Source organism: Negadavirga shengliensis, assembly GCF_042652345.1.
GTDB classification, from domain to species: Bacteria; Bacteroidota; Bacteroidia; order Cytophagales; family Cyclobacteriaceae; genus Negadavirga; species Negadavirga shengliensis.
Map to the genome: position 1 here is coordinate 1 of NZ_JBHSJJ010000008.1, position 18,903 is coordinate 18,903.

The following is an 18,903-nucleotide window of genomic DNA, read 5'->3' on the forward strand; positions in this document are numbered from 1 at the left end:
GTTAAGCCCTGCAGCGCCGATGGTACTGGGGTCACACCCGGGAGAGTAGGCCGCCGCCGTATTATTCATAAGGAGCCCCTTCCCGACAGCTGTCGGGAAGGGGCTTTCTGCGTTCCGGGGGGATCCCGTCCGGTTCCCCTGTTGCCCGTTCCCTGTTTCACGGACATTCTGTGGATAACGGACAGGAATGAAAAGTGCACGGGAGTTTTTGGCCGCTTCCCCGTTCCCGGGTTCCTGAACATTCGGTGGATAGCGGCTAGGAAGGAAGGTGCATGGAAGTTTTTGTCCTGTCCTGTTCTGTTCCCCATTCCCTGTTCCCGGTTTCATGAACACTCCGTGAACGCTGAACAGTGAAAAACAAACGGGAGGCCTTCCTCCGCTTCCCTGTTCCCTGATTCCTTGAACATTCGGTGGATAACGGACAGGAAAGAAAAGTGCACGGGAGTTTTTGTCCGGTTCCCCGTTCCCCGTTCCCTATTACCTGCTTGGTAAATAAGAAAAAGGAAATGTGAACCTATTTCGTCCATTTTCCGCCCGGTTTTAGGTGCAGAGAAGGGATTCCTCTTCCGTTTTTTTGGAAGATACTTTTTTATGATAAGTTCGGTCATTGGGAAAAAGTGATATTGCCGGGCCGGATAATTTCCATTTTTAGGAATTAAATTGCAGTTTTGCACAAATTAATTTTCCATGTCCGTTATATTCCAATCACTGAAAATAATCACAGATAAAGAAATACTTGAACCGGCTGATTATGTTTTTGACGGTAAAAGTATACAGTTACAGTCATCTGATACCGATACTGGCGACGCCACACGGATTGACTGTACGGGTTTACTTGGGTCGGAAGGCTGGATTGACCTCAGGTGTTTCGCAGGTGAGCCTGGATTGGAACACAGGGAAACTCTGGAGAGCCTGGGCGCGTGTCTTAAAAATGCAGGGATAGTGGAAGCCGTTTTGCTGCCCAATACTTTCCCCCCTGTACAATCAAAAAATGAAGTTTCCTATATACAAAGCAGGGCAAAGGATTTTCTTGCCACCATCCACGTGCAGGCTGCCGTGACCAAAAATATGGAAGGGGAGGATTTAACGGAAATGTTGGACCTTTATCACAATGGTGTCAGGATTTTTGGGGAAGGCCTTGTGCCATTGTCCCATTCGGACAGAATGATGAAAGCACTCCAATATCTTCAGAAATTCAACGGCACCTTATTTGACCATAGTTACGATCCTTTGATGGCGATTTTTGGCCATATGCATGAGGGGGTGGTTTCTACCACAATGGGGGTGAAGGGAATCCCGGATATTGCAGAAGAAGTTGCGGTACGTAAGAATCTTGAAATATTACGCTATGCGGGGGGGCATTTGCATTTCCAGACCCTTAGTACCATCGGTGCTGTGGAACAGATTAGACAAGCAAAGCAGGAGGGTTTGTCGGTAACCGCTGATGTGTCACTTTACCAGCTTCTATTTACCGACACGGACCTTACTGATTTTGATACATCCCTGAAAGTATTGCCCCCATTTAGGGAACAAGCCCAAAAGGAGGCCCTAGTTGAAGGTTTAAAAGATGGGACCATAGATGCCATTGTCTCCAATCATGTTCCTCATGATTATGATGCCAAAAATATGGAATTTGATTTGGCACCTTTTGGTATGGCAGGGCTGCAGACCTTTGTTCCCGCGCTTGTTGAACTGGAGCCGGATTTGGGTTATCCCCTATTAATCAGTAAATTAACAAAGGGGCCGGCAAAAGTGCTGAAAAAGGCATCGACATCCTGGGATTCGCTTACTGTTTTTGATCCCCATGCTGAATGGGAATTTGATCAACCAACCAACCCTTCGCCGAGCAGCAATTCCCCATGGTTTGGAAAAGGGCTAAAAGGAAGCGTAAAGTTTGTGGTGAACAAGGGGAAATTTGAAGAGGTAAATGTCTAAATATTTTCAAGCTGCCTACCCTTTTGGGGTTGCGGGAGGGCTCCTGTGCATACTCTCTTTTTTACTGATGCATTGGATGGGAATGGAACCCATTAACCTGACCCTTATATTTGGATACATCATCACCCCACTTTTTGTATTTATCGGGGTGAAAAATTTCAGGGATAGGTTCAATGAAGGGCAATTGTACTTTTCCCAAGGTATGAGCGTCGGCTTTTTTGTGTACACCTTGATGGCGGCTATTTCAGCTGGATTCATTTACGCCTTCCTATGGGCTAATCCTCCTGTTTTTGAAACTTTCAAAGAAATCAATATTGCTTTGATGGAGGAGAAACGGGCACTTTTTGTGGAACAGCTTAGTCAGAAAGCTTTTGATGATACTTACGAAAGTATCCGGAAGATGAGTATTTGGGATGTTTCAGTGAATGATTTTTTGAGAAAAATCATTCCTGGATTGTTCTTTACTATAATAATTTCCATAATTTTAAAAAGGACTTTTAAATCATAAACTGGTTAATATATGGAAAATACGACTTCTCCTGTACAAGCCTCGGTAAAATCCGGGATGATTATCGGTTTGTTGATGTTGATCATCAACTTTGTTATTTATTTTATTGATTACAGCCTTTTAGTGGCTGCCTGGTACAATATTTTCGTTTTGATATTGTTTTTTGCACTGATCATCTATTTTGGAAGACAGTACAGAAAGGAAATCGGGGGTTACATGACCTTCAGTACGGCCTTTCAGTTTTCATTTGTAACCTTGATTATCAGCGGGCTAATTGCCACCATAGGCAGTGTTCTGCTTTATTCTGTCATTGATCCCGGTCTACCGGAGATACTGGTGGAGCGTCAGTTGGAAGGCATGTTAAGCATGCTTGATAAATTTGGGGCCGGAGATAGCATTTCGGCGGACCAATTGGATGAAATGAGAAGTGAAATGAGCCGTTCTTATACTGTTATGGGACAAATTAAGGCCTTTGGTTTTGCTCTGATCATCTATGCTATCATGTCCCTGATATTAGGGGCCATTCTAAAGAAAAGGGACAAATCGCTGGATTATTAAACGACATGCTTCAAATCTCTGTCATCGTACCTGTATTTAACGAAGAAGAATCCTTACCGGAATTGATGCAATGGCTAAAGACTGTTTTGGAAGCTGAGGGGTTTGAATATGAGGTGATTTTTGTAGATGATGGAAGTACAGACGAGTCCTGGAAGGTGATCAAGGACCTGGCCGGGGAAAACCCAAACATCAGGGCAGTGGGCTTTATCCGAAATTACGGTAAGTCTGCCGCTCTGGATATAGGCTTTTCCAAAGCAAGGGGAGAAGTGGTGGTGACCCTGGATGCAGACCTGCAGGATAATCCCGGGGAGATACCTGGTTTGTACAAAATGGTTATGGGGGAAGGTTTCGATATTGTCTCGGGATGGAAGAAAAAGAGGCATGATCCCATCACCAAGACTTTACCCTCGCGTTTTTTTAATTGGGTAACCCGGCTGATTTCCGGAATTCAGTTGCACGATTTTAATTGCGGACTGAAAGCTTATAAAAAGAAAGTAGTGAAAAATATCCATATTTATGGAGAAATGCACCGGTATATCCCTCTGATAGCCAAATGGAATGGATTTGGAAAAATAGGAGAAAAGGAAGTGACACACCAAGCCCGCAAATATGGGCAGACTAAATTTGGTTTCGAGAGGTTCATTAATGGTTTTTTGGACCTGATATCGGTCTCATTTGTAAACCGTTATAAAAAGAACCCCATGCACTTTTTTGGTACTTTAGGGACATTATCCTTTTTCACGGGATTTATAATCACTTTCCTTTTGGTATATGAGAAAATCCACGGACTGAGAAACAACATTCCGGTGAGAGAGATTACTGAGCAACCTCTCTTCTTTTTGGCCTTGGTTGCCGTGGTAGTGGGGATGCAGCTTTTTTTGACGGGGTTTTTAGCTGAAATGATGACCTCGAACACTTCCCGGCGGTCAGATTACAATATTTCTGAGGAAATCAATTGGGACAATTGATGTTTTTCTCTGTCATCATTCCCGTATATAATAGGCCGGAAGAGACGGAGGAATTGCTGAACAGCCTTTATCTCCAGGATTTTAAGGATTTTGAAGTGATCATTGTGGATGATGGTTCTTACCGTACTTGTGAACACACGCTTCAAAAGTTTGCCAAAACCATGCGGGTAAACTATTATTACCAAAATAATACCGGACAGGGTTTTGCCAGAAACCTGGGAATGGAAAAGGCCAAAGGAAATTATTTCGTTTTTTTTGACTCAGACTGTATTGTTCCGAGCGGTTATTTATCCATACTGTACCAGGCTATTCAAATAAAAGGATTGGATGCCCATGGAGGGCCCGATGATGCCGGAGCGGATTTCAGCGCCTGGCAAAAAGCGATGAATTTCAGCATGACGTCTTTTTGGACCACCGGCGGTATACGGGGAAAGGTAAAAAACCCCGCTGCTTATCAGGCCAGGGGCTATAATATGGGCTTTGCCCGAAAGGTTTATGAACGCCTGGGTGGTTTTATCCATCCCAATATGGCCGAAGATATAGAGATGAGCTTAAGGATCAAAAAGGCAGGTTTCCGGCTGGAATTGGTCAAAGAGGCTGTTGTATATCACCGGCGAAAAAACACTTTCTCATCATTCGTAAAACAGGCTTTTCAGTTTGGCAGAAACCGGGTGTTTGTGTCTAATTTTCATCCTGAAGCGGTGAAACCGGTCCATCTGCTGCCGTTCTTCTACGTTCTGGGGCTGGTTGGATTGCTGCTTTTTAATTGGCTAGCGGCCAGATGGTTGTTATTTCTGGGGTTAGGATATCTGACATGGTCCGTCTGCGTATTGGTCTCATCCACATGGCAAAACAGGTCGGTTTCAATAGGTTTGCTTTCAGTTTTAACCTCGGTGGGCCAGTTGTGTGGCTATGGGAGCGGAATTGTTTATGGCTATTTATTTGACAAAACATGGGAAAGAGGCAGTAGATAAGGTCTCATCGCTAACCTTCGCCTGTTACAGGGATTGCGGCAGGGCATTCAATTATTACCGATGCTTTAGTTTTTGTTTCCGCCCTTTTCACAATAGTAGATGACTTCTTTCGGCGGCAGCGCGTGCTTTTTAATCATCTCTTCAGAAAGCTGGTTTACAAAATGGTTCTCACTTACTTTCAATCCTGACCGGCTTAAGCGCTGTGCATAATCTTTTCCATATTTCCTTACGTGATCCCTTTGCCCAAATACCCGCTCCCTCTCCTTAGCTGAGGTGATGTTGGGATCTTCAAGGGTTTTTTCCAGATCATACACAGGCGACTGGATGATGCCCCAGCCATTTGGCTTCAACACCCGGTTGATTTCCCAGCATGCCCGCAGGTCATCTTCCACATGTTCCAGCACATGATTGCAAAACACTACATCAAAGCTCTTGTCAGGAAAGGGGATCTCATGGATATCCATTTTCACCTTCGCCAATGGCGATTCAAGGTCGCCGGTCACATATTCCAGATTGGGAAGCTTCTCAAAGCGATCCAAAAAACACAGCTCAGGTGCGATATGAAGAACCCGCAATTTTTTGCTGAAAAAGGAGGTCTCTTTTTTCAGAAACAACCACATTAAGCGATGTCTTTCCAAGGCGAGACAGTTGGGGCAAAGGGCATTCTCTCTCGCTTTGCGCCCGTAAGGCAAAAATTCCCGGAATTTCCGCTCGCAAACCGTACATTGGACATTATTTCCCGTATAGAATACAGCGGCGATGCGCAGTAAAACATGGCTGAAACGTTGTAGGTGTTTTCGGGGGATATAACGGATGGTCCAGCTGACAAGTGGTTTTAAAGGCATTTTTCAGGAATTTCTCAGGTTAATCAGGTTAAATGAATGATGCTGTCTATGCCCCCCTGCCTTTTTTCGAGGAAAGGGACGGGCAATAAAGCGCAAGTTAATAATTGTTACAATAATTGCGGAGACAAATCAGGATCATTCTGCAGCCGGTTTTATTTTACGTCAATGGCGAAATAAATTGGTCATTGGGGAGGAACCCGCCACCGAAAAGTTTAAATTTGTAAATATAGATTACAATTAGAATGAAGAAGAACCTTATATATGTAGCGGTCGGTAGTCTCGTGGTAATTGTGATTTTGTACTTTTTCTTTACCCAGGGCGGACCCGGAGCGAGCAATGACCTCCTGGCCTCGGTCAGACAGGGGAAGTTTAAAGTAGAGATCACCACCACGGGGGAATTGGAAGCGCTTCGTTCTGTTCAAGTCTTCGGACCTTCGGAAGCACGGAAGTTCAGAATAGGTAACTTCACCATTGATAAAATGGTAGATGAAGGTACCGTGGTGAAAAAAGGCGAATTTATCTGTTCCATTGATAAGACTGAATTATTTGGCCGGCTGGAAGATAAGCGGCTGGATCTGGAGCAGATCCGGGCACAATATGAACAGACACAGCTGGATACTTCTCTCAATTTAAGGGTAGAGAGAGACAATATCCTCAATTTGGAATATATTGTACAGGAGCAGGAACTTATTCTTGAACAGTCCCAATTTGAGCCACCTGCCATCATCAAGCAGAACGAATACAACCTTGAAAAGGCCAAAAGGGAGTTTGATCAGGCCAAGGAAAGGTACCGCATCAAGACCATGCAGGAAAGAGCAAGGATGGTAGAAGTAGGAGCGAAACTCCGGGAAGTAGAAGCGGAAGTGAACCAAATGATAGATGTTTTGGATAAATTTGTGGTGCTTGCGCCACAGGACGGTATGGTGATTTATGTGACCAACCGGGGGAACAAAGTGAAGGAAGGAAGCCAGATCAGTTCCTGGAACCCTGTGGTGGCTACCCTGCCTGACCTTACTTCCATGCAAAGCATTACCTATGTGAACGAAGTGGATATCCGTAGGGTGAAAACCGGTCAATCGGTAGAAATCGGAATGGATGCCTTTCCGGATAAAAAATATACGGGAAAGGTGACAAAAGTGGCCAATGTGGGGCAACAGCGGCCTAATTCTGATGCCAAAGTGTTTGAAGTGGTGGTCCGGATCAACGAGAGTGATCCTATGCTCCGGCCCTCTATGACCACCAGCAACGCCATTATCGCCGAACAACTGGAAGATGTACTGTATGTGCCTCTGGAAGCCATCAATGTCGAAAACGATAGCATCAATTACGTTTATCTCAAAAATGGCGTGAAGCAGGAAGTGAAAATGGGAATGACCAATGCCAACGACGTGGTAATCGAAAAAGGACTGAATATAGGAGACCGGGTGTATCTCAATACACCCAATTGGGGAGCAAACCTGGCTGTACGTCTGCTTGATGAATTGAATGGGAAAAGAAACCTTGACGATCCTGAAGAGCCTGTGGCTGCCGTTGACAGAAACCAGACTTTTTTAAAGGATAATCCATGATTTGCAGCGTCGTGATGCATTTCAGCCAAGTTTAAAACGCAAGTATGTTAAGCGAAAGGTTAAAAGCTAACTTTTATATTGCTTTTGAGGCTGTATTGGCCAATAAGATGCGCTCGTTGCTGACGGCACTGGGAATTATTTTTGGGGTGGCGGCGGTGATCGCCATGTTGGCGATTGGGACCGGCGCCCAACAGGAAATCATGGAGCAGATCAAGCTGGTCGGGGTAAACAACATCGTGATAGAACCGATAGTCGAGCAGATCGAGGAAGAAGTGGATGAGAGCAGCGGCCTGGAGAAGGAGAGAGGCAAATTCTCACCCGGGCTAAAATTAGAGGATGTGGAAGCCATCCGTACCACGATACCGGGCATCAACAATATCAGCCCGGAAATAGTATTTGATACCCATATCGTCAAGAGTGGGATACGCAGGTCTGCCAAGCTGGTGGGGGTGACGCCCGCTTATTTTGATGTGCTGGACTTCCGGTTGAAAGAGGGCCGGATGTTTAGCAAAAAAAACCTGATCAAAGGGGATGCTGTCTGCATCATTGGGAGGAGCGTTCAATCCAAATTTTTCCCGAAAGAAAATCCTGTGGGAAAGAAGATCAAAAGCGGCAATCAGTGGCTGGAGGTTATTGGTGTCCTGGAGGAGAGGATGGTATCAGAATCCAGCATCTCCAAATTGGGAATCCGGGATTTTAACATGGATGTATATATTCCTATCCAAACCATGCTGATCCGCTATAAGAACCGTGACCTGGTTACGGAATTTGCGCTGAGAAGTAACAACGGGAATTCCCAACGCTCCAATTATCACCAAATCGATAAGCTTGTGGTTCAGGTAGAAGAAAGTGAAACACTTTCCCCAACTGCCGAAGTACTGGCTAAAATGTTGGAAAGAAGACATTACAATGTGGTGGATTTTGAGGTGACCATCCCCGAATTGCTTTTAAAACAACAACAGCGGACGCAAAACATCTTTAATATCGTGTTGGGAGCCATTGCAGGCATATCACTTTTGGTAGGAGGAATAGGCATTATGAACATCATGCTGGCCTCTGTGATGGAAAGAATAAAAGAAATAGGCCTAAGACTTTCGTTAGGAGCAAAAAAATCCGATATTGTAAATCAGTTTCTATTTGAATCCATTATGATCAGTATATCGGGCGGTTTAATCGGAGTGATTTTGGGGATAATTTTGGCGCATCTGGTGTCTACCTTTGCCGAATTCCCCACTGTAATTACCATGCCATCCATTATATTGTCATTTGGAGTGGCTGCTACAGTGGGATTGGTTTTTGGGATCACCCCTGCAAAAAGGGCAGCCAGTCAGGACCCCATAACCTCATTACGATATGAATGAAAAATTACGTTTTAGCCTGGCCATTACTTTTTTTATGGCCTTTTTTTATGCAAATGGTCAGGAGACCGTCAGTTACACATTGGAAGATATAGTGGCCCGGGCCAAGGCCCAGTCACCGGCAGCGTTACGGGCGGATACCAGAAGAGAGAATCTGTATTGGAGATACAGATTGTATTTATCGGATTACAATCCACAGCTCAGGCTCAGTGGGACGGTGCCCAGCTACTCGCAGCAATTCAGCAGCGTTGTCCAACCCGATGGTACCATTGCGTTCAGGGAGGTGAGGCAGAACTTTATGGATCTGGAACTCGGCTTACAACAGGAAATAGCGACGACGGGCGGCCGCATCTCAGTCAATAGCTCCACCAACCGTTTCGACAATTTTTTGGCACCGGAAGGAGATCCCAGAACCCGGTGGAGTGGTGTGCCGGTTAATGTAAGATTGTTTCAGCCCATTTTTGCTTTTAACCAGCTGAAGTGGAACCGGAAAATCGAGCCGATAAGGTATGAAGAAAGCAAAAGGGAATATGCTGAAGAGATGGAGGAAATCAGTGAACGGGTTACGGTCATGTTCTTCGATTTTCTGGTCGCCCAAGTCAATCTGGATATCGCCACCAAAAATCTCACCAATACGGAAGAGATTTTAAAAATAGAGCGGGGAAGGTATAATATTGGCACCACCTATGAAGATAAGCTACTGCAGGTGGAGTTGCAGGTTTTGGAGGCCAAGCAGGAAGTTTCCCAGGCAAGGCTGGACATGGAAACAGCCGCGTTGCGATTGAAGTCTTATATAGGCCTGAACGAAACCGTAAACGTTAACCTGGTTCTTCCAGATGAAATTCCCCAATTTGACATCGATACAGATCTGGCCATTGATTATGCTTTCCAAAACAGAGCGGTGGCCATTGGATTTGATAGGCAGCGATTGGAAGCAGAACGGGAAATAGCAATGGCCCGGGGGCAACGTTTTCAAATGAACCTGAATGCTGAGTACGGTTACAACAATGCAGCCCTCATGTGGGGAGATATTTATTCTAATCCCAACACACAGGCCCTGGTAAGTCTGGGGATCAGTGTCCCCATATTGGACTGGGGAAGAAACAAGGCGCGGATGAGCATGGCCAAAGCCAACCAGGAATTGACGATTTATACGATAGAGCAGGAAATTATCAACTTTGAACAGGAGATCTTTACCAAAGTCCGGAACTTTTTAATGTTAAAAGAGAGGATTGAGATCACCCAAACATCCGATGATGTGGCCGACAAGCGCTATGAGATATCATTTAAGCGTTATCAAAACGGAAATGTAACCATAACCGATCTAGCCATTGCGCAGCAGGAAAAAGACAGGAACCGCCGGGCCTACATTCAATCCCTCCGGGATTATTGGACCGCCTATTATGAGTTGAGAAAATTAACCCTGTACGACTTTGATAATAAACTTCTGCTATACAACCCGGCATTGGAAGCAGAACCAGGCCAATAAGAGATTTATAGGAATGATGCACATTCGCTGAGAAGCGTGAAAGTACAGCAAAGAAGGACCGATATACCATGCCCGAGGGAATGGTATATGGGGCTGCTGTAGAACCCTGACGGGGTATTTCGGGTCCCGCCTGTTCTTACCAGCCCAAAGAAACTCCACGGATCCGAAGCAGATTCGGACAGGTTTTTACGGGTTAACACGAAAATTATGATTCACATAAGAGTAACACCCTGCAGGTTTTTGTGGGATAGGATTGGGTTTCTATGCCAAGGCTGCATTGTGATGGCCCCGTCGGATTTAATTTCTCCCAAAATTATATGAATTTTTTCCGGCCAACTTTTTTATCTTTGTAACGTTAGTCAAACCATATGCGAAGGTTTATTCAAATATCGCTTCTGCTTTTATACTTTCTCTTCCACGCAGGCCTGAGTTATTCTTTTCATTTCTGTGAGGAAAACCTCAGGAAAGTCAATTTTTATCTGGAGAAACACGACTGTTGCTCCGAATCTTCCTCTGACGCTTCTGATATGCCGTCTGACTGCTGTGAGAATGTGCCGCAGGTAGAAATGCCAAACTCCAATCAGTGGGGGCAGCACCACGACCTCAACGTTCCCACGAACGTATTGCTGGCTTTCGTCGCCGGTATCGCGTCTGAATTTTACTTTCTACCCCAACTGACTGAAGGCGGTGGTCATGAAAATAACACCGATCCACCTAAGATACTTAAGAACCCTATTTATATTTTTAATCAAGTCTTTTTGATATAGAAAGGCGCAGCTGCCGGAAGCAATGCTTTTTGCGTGCTTCTTCTATTTCCCCTATCCAAAAAACTAACACCGCTATCCGGATTCTTCTTATTCTATTCGACACAAGCGTTCCGGTTTAGGGAACCGTTTCTGTCCACCACCCCTAATGTTCCTAAAGACGGGAACCAACACGGTGGAAATGCGGAGCATCGGGGCGGGGATCATATCCTGATTTAAGTTTCACCACCCGGATAAACTGATTCAAAACCGTTGCCGGGTACAATTCCTGCATCAATGTTAAATGCAATCATAAAATTCTTTTTGGAAAACAAGCTGGTGACCGTGCTGTTGTTGGTGCTCATTGTTTTGTGGGGCATTGTTGTGGCCCCATTCCGCTGGGATATAGGCTTACCCTCAGATCCGGTACCTGTAGATGCCATACCGGACATTGGGGAAAACCAGCAGATTGTCTTCACGGAATGGATGGGGAGGTCCCCCCAAGATGTGGAAGATCAAATTACTTATCCCCTCACGACTTCGCTGTTGGGTCTGCCCGGTGTGAAAAGCGTGCGCAGCAGTTCTGCCTTTGGCTTTTCGAGTATTTACATCATTTTCAATGAGGACATTGAATTCTACTGGAGCCGATCCCGTGTGTTGGAGAAGTTGAATTCACTTACCGAAGGGCTGCTACCGGACGGGGTGCAGCCCAAACTGGGACCCGATGCCACGGCACTGGGCCAGATCTACTGGTATACTTTGGAAGGAAGGGACAAAGACGGCAATCCGGTAGGAGGCTGGGACCTGCACGAGCTTCGTACGATTCAGGATTATTATGTGCGCTACGCGCTCACGAGCGTGGAGGGGGTAGCCGAGGTGGCTTCTGTGGGCGGTTATGTGAAAGAATACCAGGTAGATATTGACCCAGTGGCGCTCAAATCCCACGACGTCTCGCTGATGGATGTGATGCAGGCCGTGAAAAACAGCAATATTGATGTGGGCGCAAACACCATCGAGGTGAACCGGGTGGATTATTTTGTCCGGGGCCTCGGGTATGTCAAGAGTCTGGAGGATTTGGATGATGCGGTGGTGAAGATGGTGGACAATGTCCCGATCCGGGTAAAGGACATTGGAAAAGTGAATATAGGTCCACAGCCAAGGAATATGGGAGGGATTTTGGATAAGTCCGGTGCAGAGGCTGTGGGAGGGGTGGTAATCGCCCGCTACGGCGACAACCCGCTGCAAGTGATAGAAGCCGTAAAAGAGGAAATTGCAACCATTTCCGAAGGGCTTCCCTCCAAAACGTTGGAGGATGGTACGGTTTCAAAAGTTACCGTGGTACCGTTTTATGACCGTACAGGTTTGATCTATGAGACATTGGGTACCCTTTACGAGGCAATCAGTCTCCAAATTCTTATTACGATCATCGTCATTGTCGTCATGGTTTATAACCTGAGGGCTTCCCTGCTTATTTCGGCCCTATTGCCCATGGCGGTGTTGATGTGCTTTATTTTCATGAAATATCTCAACGTGGATGCCAATATTGTGGCTTTGTCAGGCATTGCCATCGCTATTGGGACCATGGTGGATTTGGGAGTCATATTGAATGAAAATATCCTTCGACATATTGAAAATGCCCCTAAGGAAAAATCGAGGTTTAAAATTGTATTTGAAGCCACCACAGAAGTAGCTTCGGCGATACTGACCGCGGTGAGCACCACCATCATCAGCTTTCTGCCGGTGTTTACCTTGCAGGCGGCGGAAGGGAAACTGTTTGGTCCCCTGGCGTATACCAAGACCTTTGCCCTTCTGGCTGCGTTGATTTTTACCCTGGTGATCATGCCTGCTTTCTCCCACTGGATATTTTCCCTCAAAAAGGGCCAGGGCAGATACCGTGTCTATCTAAATTACCTGCTTGTGGTGGTCGGTTTGCTGGTGGCTTATAGCTTTTGGACCTGGGCAGGTTTGGTGCTGATGGGTTTCGGCTTGGTGAATCTGTTGCTTTACTATTATCCTGAAAAACTGTCGCCTTATCGTAATCTGATAATGGTAAGCCTCACTGTAATAGCGGTTTCATGGTTACTGACTGTGGAATGGAGACCTTTGGGGGTTTCCAACAGCATATTGGCCAATTTTATTTTTATTGCCTTAGCCCTTGGGCTCGTATTGGGAGCATTTTCTATCTTCATTAAAGCCTATCCGAGGATTTTGACGTGGTGTTTAGAACACAAAGGATTGTTTTTGTTGGTGCCAGCCTTTATCATCTTGCTGGGCATGAACATATGGCTGGGTTTTGACAAGGTTTTCGGTTTTGTTCCAAATAGTACCGAAAAGTTGGGATGGAATATCCGGGAAACTTCGCCCTGGTCCTCACTTTCCCACATCTTTCCCGGTATGGGCAAAGAGTTTATGCCATCCCTCAACGAGGGGTCTTTTTTGTTGATGCCGACCTCAATGCCGCATGCGGGCGTACAGGAAAACAGGGAAGTACTTCAAAGACTTGACATGATGGTCAGTGCCATTCCCGAGGTGGAAATGGTGGTTGGGAAAGCCGGCAGGGCAGAAACAGCCATTGACCCCGCGCCCTTGTCCATGTTTGAAAACCTGATCCACTATCGAAGTGAATACCTCGCTGACCGGAATGGTATCCGCCTGCGGTTTAAAGTGGATGACAACGGACATTTTGAGCTGAAAAACGGCGGGACATATGACCCGGCTACCGATCTGCCGCATAAGATAAAGGCCGATGAATTGATACCGGATAAGAGAGGGGCTTATTTCAGGCAATGGCGGAGTCATATTCGAACCCCCGACGATATTTGGAATGAAATCATCAGCGCGGTGAACATTCCCTGGGTCACTTCCGCCCCCAAGCTGCAGCCTATAGAAACGCGGTTGGTCATGTTACAGACCGGAATGCGTGCTCCCATGGGGATCAAAGTTTACGGACCTGACCTTAAGACCATAGAGGACTTCGGTTTGCAACTGGAAAAATACCTGAAGGAAGTACCGTCTGTGAAAGAACAGGCGGTGTTTGCCGATAGGATTGTAGGCAAACCGTATTTGGAAATTGACATTGATCGAAAAGAGATAGCCAGGTATGGCCTCAATATAAGGGATGTTCAGGACTATATTGAGACCGCCATCGGAGGTATGGAACTGAGCACCACTGTAGAGGGAAGGGAGCGGTTTCCCATCAGGGTGCGGTACGCAAGAGAGTGGAGGGATGATCCATCGGCAATTGAACGCATGTTGGTACCTACGCCGGCAGGGGCCTATGTCCCTCTTGAACAATTGGCGAATATCACCTATAGGCCAGGTCCGGAAATGATCCGGGGTGAGAATAGTTTTTTGGTGGGGTATGTCCTGCTGGATAAAATGGCGGGGTTTGCGGAGGTAGACGTGGTAGAAGCCGCCCAAGCATATTTGAAGCAGAAAGTTGATTCCGGTGAGCTAGTAGTGCCTGCCGGCGTACGTTATGAGTTTTCCGGCAACTATGAAAACCAGGTCAGGGCTGAAAAGCGCCTGTCTGTTGTAGTACCTCTTTCCCTGATCATCATATTCCTGATCCTTTATTTCCAGTTCCGCTCCGTGGCCACTGGCCTGATGATATTTTCCGCCATTGCCATGGCATTTTCGGGAGGCTTCCTGATGCTATGGCTGTATGGGCAGGATTGGTTTATGAATTTTAATGTGTTGGGGACCAACCTCAGGGAGCTGTTTCAGATGGGTACTTATAATCTGAGTGTGGCGGTTTGGGTCGGTTTTATAGCTTTGTTTGGCATTGCCACAGATGATGGGGTGGTCATCGGGACCTATCTTAAGCAAAGTTTTGAAAGGAATTCCCCGGGAAACGTCAAAGAGATCCGGAAGGCGGTGCTGGATGCTGGAATCAAGCGGGTAAGACCTTGTCTGATGACCACAGCCACCACCTTGTTGGCTTTGTTACCCGTATTGACGTCCTCCGGGAGGGGCGCCGATATCATGATTCCCATGGCCATACCGTCCTTCGGGGGCATGGTGGTAGCCTTGGTGACCTTGTTTATGGTGCCGGTCTTATATGCTTTGTGGGCGGAAATAAAACTGAAAAGAAACCCGGAGGCTTTTGTAGAATCTTAAAAGTACAACAATGAAAAGAACAATTTGGATCATCCTACTTGGTATGGGATTGGCGGCTTTTGCCCGGGGGCAATCTTTGCCAGAGCTGCTTCAGGTAGCCGCAGAGAACAATCCGGAGTTGCGGGCTTATTTCAAGGAATATGAAGCTTCTCTCGAAAGGGTTCCGCAGATGGGAGGTTTGCCTGACCCCGAATTGAGTATGGGTTTTTTTCTCAGACCAATGGAACTCCCCATGGGATTGCAGCGGGGGGAACTGCAGCTGATGCAGATGTTTCCCTGGTTTGGCATGTTGAAAACAAAAAAAGACGAGGCTTCTAAAATGGCGCTAACGCGGTATGAGCTTTTTCAGGAGGCCAAAAACCGGCTGTTTTTGGAAGTCAAAACCGCTTGGTACGACCTTTATAAATTGGAGGAAGAAATCAGCGTGAGTGAAGAAAACCTGGAAATACTGGAAAGGTTTGAGCGGTTGGCCCTCGTCAGATTCCAAAGCTCAGGTGCTGGCAGTGGACAGGGAAGCATGCAGCAGCCTATGAGTGGGACGGGGACTCAAATCACCAGCCGGGCAGGCAGTTCCGGAATGGGTGCAGGCATGAACATGGGCGGAGGTAAAGGAACTACGGCTCCTACTGCTATGAACAGCGCAAGCCCTTCCATGAACACAGCAAGTTCCGGGATGAGTGATGTGTTGAGGGTGAGGATGGAAATCAAAGAATTGGAAAACCGGCTTGCCCTTCTCCATGATTCCAGGGCCCCCCTCATGGCGAGGATCAATTCACTGCTCAATAGGGACCAGGCTGTGCCCATTGCCGTCTCCGACAGTCTTGAAGAAGTTGCTTTGTCGGTGGAACGGTTGTCCTTGCTGGACAGCATTACTGCCAATAATCCCATGTTGAAAATGTTGGATGCGGAGAAGGAGGCTTATGGTGCCCGGAGGCAGATGGCGAAGTTGGAGGGACGGCCGATGTTTGGAGCAGGGGTGAATTATATGCCCTTTTCACCGAGAACAGAAAACGGCATGCAGATGGGCGGTGATGACATGGTGATGCCCATGGTAAAGGTGACATTGCCCATTTACAGAAAGAAATACAGGGCGCAGTTAAGAGAAGCTGAACTCAGTCAGGAGATGGTGGAACTTCGAAAAGAAAGCACCACCAATCAACTGGCCTATGAATGGGCAGCCTATTTGCGGGATCTCGATGACGCATTCAGGAGGGCCAAACTTTATAAGGACCAAACAGGCCTGGCCCGGCAGACCCTGGACCTTTTAATGGTTGCTTATACTTCCGAAGGAAGGGATTTTGAAGAGTTGTTAAGGGTACAGCAGCAGCTGCTGGATTACCGGCTCAAACTGATCTCAGCTGTCGTGGACCAACACAAGGTGGTTTCGGGCCTTGAGGCACTTGCCTCCATTGAATTGTATTGATTCGAAAATGATGAAGAACATGTTGAAAAATAGAAAAAACCTTCTTGCTATTCTACTGGCATTGGTGTTAGGAATCTTTATAGGATGGTTGGTCAGGCCCACAGGGTCCCATCAACACGATGATCAGGCTCATGCCCATGGAGAGCATGTCCAGGAAACGTGGACATGCTCCATGCACCCTCAGATCCGTCAGGATGAGCCGGGGAAATGCCCTATCTGTGGAATGGATCTGATACCGGTTTCGGCGAAAAGAAACGGAGCAGCAACCAGCCCTTTGGTCCATGAGATGACTCCTGAAGCTGTGGCCATGGCGAATATCCAAACCAGCCGGGTAGAAGGCATATCTCCGGAGGGGGAATTACACCTCACAGGAAAAATCAAAGCGGACGAGCGTCTGCTTGCATCGATCACGGCCAAATATCCGGGAAGGATTGAAAATCTGTATGTGAGTTTTACCGGTCAGTATGTCAAAGCCGGGGAAAAGCTCGCTACTATCTACTCCCCCGAGCTGCTCACTGCACAAAAAGAGCTGATTGAAGCCTCAAAAACAAAGGGGAGCTTTCCCGAACTGTATGCTTCGGCAAGGGAAAAGCTCAGGTTGTGGAAGCTCAGTGAGGACCAGATTCATGAAATCGAGCAAAGCGGAAAAATCAGGGACGAATTTGATGTGTTTGCAGATAAGGGAGGGATCGTTACCCAAAGAAATGTATCGATAGGGGACTACGTTTCGACCGGGGCTGTACTGTTCAACGTGGCGGATCTTTCCCGCATATGGGTGATGATAGATGCCTATGAAACCGATCTGCCCTTGCTGAAAGTAGGTAATGAACTTAATTTTCAGGTGGCTGCTGTTCCGGGAAAAACCTTTAAAGCAAAGGTGGCTTACATAGATCCGGTGATCAACCCGGCTACGAGAACCGCTTCTGTGAGAGCAGAAACTTCAAACAGGGAAATGGAGTTAAAGCCGGAGATGTTTGTGAATGCCAGGGTTCAGACTTCAAGAGCGGGGCACCAAAGCATTTCTGTGCCTCGGACGGCATTATTATGGTCCGGTAAACGCTCCATAGTTTATGTCAAAGTCGCCGGCACAGATTATCCTGCTTATGAAATGAGGGAAGTGGGAATAGGGCCGAAAATGGGAGACCGGTATGTCATAGAAGAAGGTCTGGAACCTGGCGAGGAGATTGTCACCAACGGGGTGTTTGCCATCGATGCAGCGGCCCAATTGTCCGGCAATTACAGTATGATGATGAGGCCGGAATCAAAGCGCATTGAAGTACCCGAATCGTTCAGGAAGCAAATTTCGGAAGTGGCTGAGGATTATTTTGACATGAAGAATGCCTTGGTGGAATCCGACTCGGAGAAAGCGGGGAACGCCTCCAAAAACATGCTAAACGCCATCGGCAAAGTGGAAATGCAATCTCTGGAAAACAAGGCCCATGACACGTGGATGGCACAGATGACTGTCATGACAGATGCTCTGAAGCAATTGGGCAATACGGATGATCTGGAAAAACAAAGGGCGCATTTTTCTACCATCTCCGACGGCATTCTGGATATGGCGGAGACCTTTGGGTTGCTGCGGAGTAAAGTATACAGACATTATTGCCCCATGGCATTTGATAACCAGGGAGCATACTGGCTGAGTGAATTTGAGGAGATCCGTAATCCTTATTTTGGAGATGCGATGATGAATTGCGGAGAGGTGAAAGCCACCTATGAAGAAGGGAAGCCGGTTTTTGAAAGACCTGGGGTACCCGCTTCACGACCCGACGAGGGGCATCGTCATTAGGTATTATAATCCTCATTTGCAAAACAAATTGGATGAAATCTAAATACAACTAAACTATAAAAACAATGAAAAAGACAGCATTTATTTTAGGATTGATATCAGTGATTGCCTGGAACGGCTGCAGCAAGCATCAGCACCATGATGAAACCGGAGAAAGAAGAGAAGAAACCACTGAAAATGTAATAGCCTTTAAGGATCGGCAGTTAGACGTGGCTTACAACAGCTATATACAGCTCAAAGATGCATTGGTAGAAGCCAGCGAAAAAGCCGCCCAGCAGGCAGCTGCCGACTTGGTCGATGCCCTTGAAGGTGTGGAAGACAGTGAAAGGGCTCTGGGAAGTGCCCGGAAAATAGAATCCGCTGCCCATTTGGCCGATCAACGCAAAGCGTTTAAAGCATTGAGCGATGAAATGCTCATCCTGGTAAAGAACAACAAGCCTGAGTCGGGTCAGGTTTACCTGGTTCACTGCCCCATGGCCGACGACAACAAGGGAGGTTCTTGGTTGTCCAGCCTCAACGAAGTCCGCAATCCTTATTATGGAGATGCCATGTTGACTTGCGGCAGTGTAAAGGAGACCATTGATTAAGGGAAGGGGCCATGCTTGAGCATGGCTTTTTTTAAT

15 protein-coding genes are annotated in these 18,903 nt (G+C 46.7%); 13 read left to right on the forward strand and 2 right to left on the reverse strand.

Features of this window, described 5'->3' with window-relative positions; all coding sequences use genetic code 11:
- Positions 1–327, reverse strand: a 327-nt coding sequence (locus ACFPFU_RS14525) for a hypothetical protein (RefSeq protein ID WP_377065496.1), incomplete at its 3' end; no start/stop codon positions are given.
- Between the two features lie 360 nt (positions 328–687).
- Between ACFPFU_RS14525 and ACFPFU_RS14530 the strand changes: the two genes are divergently transcribed.
- Genes ACFPFU_RS14530 through ACFPFU_RS14550 form a run of 5 tightly spaced genes read left to right on the forward strand, consistent with a single transcriptional unit; the run spans position 688 to position 4,943 of the window.
- Positions 688–1,935 (forward strand): dihydroorotase, encoded by a 1,248-nt coding sequence (locus ACFPFU_RS14530; RefSeq protein ID WP_377065497.1) that lies wholly within the window; start codon positions 688–690, stop codon positions 1,933–1,935.
- Entirely contained in the window at positions 1,928–2,443 is a 516-nt protein-coding gene (locus ACFPFU_RS14535) for a DUF4199 domain-containing protein (protein ID WP_377065498.1), read from the forward strand. The genes ACFPFU_RS14530 and ACFPFU_RS14535 overlap by 8 nt, the downstream gene beginning before the upstream one ends.
- A 12-nt stretch (positions 2,444–2,455) precedes the next feature.
- Positions 2,456–3,001 carry a DUF4199 domain-containing protein gene (locus tag ACFPFU_RS14540; protein WP_377065499.1) on the forward strand — a complete coding sequence of 182 codons (546 nt, stop codon included), beginning with the start codon at positions 2,456–2,458 and terminating at the stop codon, positions 2,999–3,001.
- A 5-nt stretch (positions 3,002–3,006) separates the two neighbouring features.
- Positions 3,007–3,969 carry a glycosyltransferase family 2 protein gene (locus ACFPFU_RS14545; protein ID WP_377065500.1) on the forward strand — a complete coding sequence of 321 codons (963 nt, stop codon included), beginning with the start codon at positions 3,007–3,009 and terminating at the stop codon, positions 3,967–3,969.
- Positions 3,969–4,943, forward strand: coding sequence for a glycosyltransferase family 2 protein (locus tag ACFPFU_RS14550; protein WP_377065501.1), 975 nt, complete (start codon positions 3,969–3,971; stop codon positions 4,941–4,943). The genes ACFPFU_RS14545 and ACFPFU_RS14550 overlap by 1 nt, the downstream gene beginning before the upstream one ends.
- A 65-nt stretch (positions 4,944–5,008) precedes the next feature.
- Here the strand turns inward: ACFPFU_RS14550 and ACFPFU_RS14555 are convergent, their stop codons facing one another.
- A complete protein-coding gene (locus tag ACFPFU_RS14555) occupies positions 5,009–5,788 on the reverse strand; it encodes a class I SAM-dependent methyltransferase (protein ID WP_377065502.1) in 780 nt (259 codons plus the stop codon).
- A 242-nt stretch (positions 5,789–6,030) separates the two neighbouring features.
- Here ACFPFU_RS14555 and ACFPFU_RS14560 point away from each other — a divergent pair, with 242 nt between their 5' ends.
- From ACFPFU_RS14560 to ACFPFU_RS14595, 8 genes are all read left to right on the forward strand, one after another.
- Complete coding sequence (locus ACFPFU_RS14560; protein WP_377065503.1) at positions 6,031–7,356, forward strand: efflux RND transporter periplasmic adaptor subunit; 1,326 nt, start codon at positions 6,031–6,033, stop codon at positions 7,354–7,356.
- Positions 7,357–7,400: 44 nt separating this feature from the next.
- On the forward strand, positions 7,401–8,717 hold the full coding sequence (locus ACFPFU_RS14565; RefSeq protein ID WP_377065504.1) for an ABC transporter permease: 1,317 nt from the start codon (positions 7,401–7,403) through the stop codon (positions 8,715–8,717).
- Positions 8,710–10,203 (forward strand): TolC family protein, encoded by a 1,494-nt coding sequence (locus ACFPFU_RS14570; protein WP_377065505.1) that lies wholly within the window; start codon positions 8,710–8,712, stop codon positions 10,201–10,203. The genes ACFPFU_RS14565 and ACFPFU_RS14570 overlap by 8 nt, the downstream gene beginning before the upstream one ends.
- 368 nt (positions 10,204–10,571) lie before the next feature.
- Complete coding sequence (locus ACFPFU_RS14575; protein ID WP_377065506.1) at positions 10,572–10,970, forward strand: HYC_CC_PP family protein; 399 nt, start codon at positions 10,572–10,574, stop codon at positions 10,968–10,970.
- Positions 10,971–11,243: 273 nt separating this feature from the next.
- On the forward strand, positions 11,244–15,065 hold the full coding sequence (locus ACFPFU_RS14580; protein WP_377065507.1) for an efflux RND transporter permease subunit: 3,822 nt from the start codon (positions 11,244–11,246) through the stop codon (positions 15,063–15,065).
- Positions 15,066–15,075: 10 nt separating this feature from the next.
- Positions 15,076–16,488, forward strand: coding sequence for a TolC family protein (locus ACFPFU_RS14585; RefSeq protein ID WP_377065508.1), 1,413 nt, complete (start codon positions 15,076–15,078; stop codon positions 16,486–16,488).
- A 19-nt stretch (positions 16,489–16,507) separates the two neighbouring features.
- A complete protein-coding gene (locus ACFPFU_RS14590; RefSeq protein WP_377065509.1) occupies positions 16,508–18,280 on the forward strand; it encodes an efflux RND transporter periplasmic adaptor subunit in 1,773 nt (590 codons plus the stop codon).
- 65 nt (positions 18,281–18,345) lie between these two features.
- Entirely contained in the window at positions 18,346–18,867 is a 522-nt protein-coding gene (locus ACFPFU_RS14595) for a DUF3347 domain-containing protein (protein ID WP_377065510.1), read from the forward strand.
- The last annotated feature ends 36 nt before the right edge of the window (positions 18,868–18,903 follow it).

Excerpts from the sequence above, each read along its gene's own strand:
- ACFPFU_RS14530 (WP_377065497.1), top strand. The coding sequence starts at position 688 with ATGTCCGTTATATTCCAATCACTGAAAATAATCACAGATAAAGAAATA.
- ACFPFU_RS14535 (WP_377065498.1), top strand. The coding sequence starts at position 1,928 with ATGTCTAAATATTTTCAAGCTGCCTACCCTTTTGGGGTTGCGGGAGGG.
- ACFPFU_RS14540 (WP_377065499.1), top strand. The coding sequence starts at position 2,456 with ATGGAAAATACGACTTCTCCTGTACAAGCCTCGGTAAAATCCGGGATG.
- ACFPFU_RS14545 (WP_377065500.1), top strand. The coding sequence starts at position 3,007 with ATGCTTCAAATCTCTGTCATCGTACCTGTATTTAACGAAGAAGAATCC.
- ACFPFU_RS14550 (WP_377065501.1), top strand. The coding sequence starts at position 3,969 with ATGTTTTTCTCTGTCATCATTCCCGTATATAATAGGCCGGAAGAGACG.
- ACFPFU_RS14555 (WP_377065502.1), bottom strand. The coding sequence starts at position 5,788 with ATGCCTTTAAAACCACTTGTCAGCTGGACCATCCGTTATATCCCCCGA.
- ACFPFU_RS14560 (WP_377065503.1), top strand. The coding sequence starts at position 6,031 with ATGAAGAAGAACCTTATATATGTAGCGGTCGGTAGTCTCGTGGTAATT.
- ACFPFU_RS14565 (WP_377065504.1), top strand. The coding sequence starts at position 7,401 with ATGTTAAGCGAAAGGTTAAAAGCTAACTTTTATATTGCTTTTGAGGCT.
- ACFPFU_RS14570 (WP_377065505.1), top strand. The coding sequence starts at position 8,710 with ATGAATGAAAAATTACGTTTTAGCCTGGCCATTACTTTTTTTATGGCC.
- ACFPFU_RS14575 (WP_377065506.1), top strand. The coding sequence starts at position 10,572 with ATGCGAAGGTTTATTCAAATATCGCTTCTGCTTTTATACTTTCTCTTC.
- ACFPFU_RS14580 (WP_377065507.1), top strand. The coding sequence starts at position 11,244 with ATGTTAAATGCAATCATAAAATTCTTTTTGGAAAACAAGCTGGTGACC.
- ACFPFU_RS14585 (WP_377065508.1), top strand. The coding sequence starts at position 15,076 with ATGAAAAGAACAATTTGGATCATCCTACTTGGTATGGGATTGGCGGCT.
- ACFPFU_RS14590 (WP_377065509.1), top strand. The coding sequence starts at position 16,508 with ATGTTGAAAAATAGAAAAAACCTTCTTGCTATTCTACTGGCATTGGTG.
- ACFPFU_RS14595 (WP_377065510.1), top strand. The coding sequence starts at position 18,346 with ATGAAAAAGACAGCATTTATTTTAGGATTGATATCAGTGATTGCCTGG.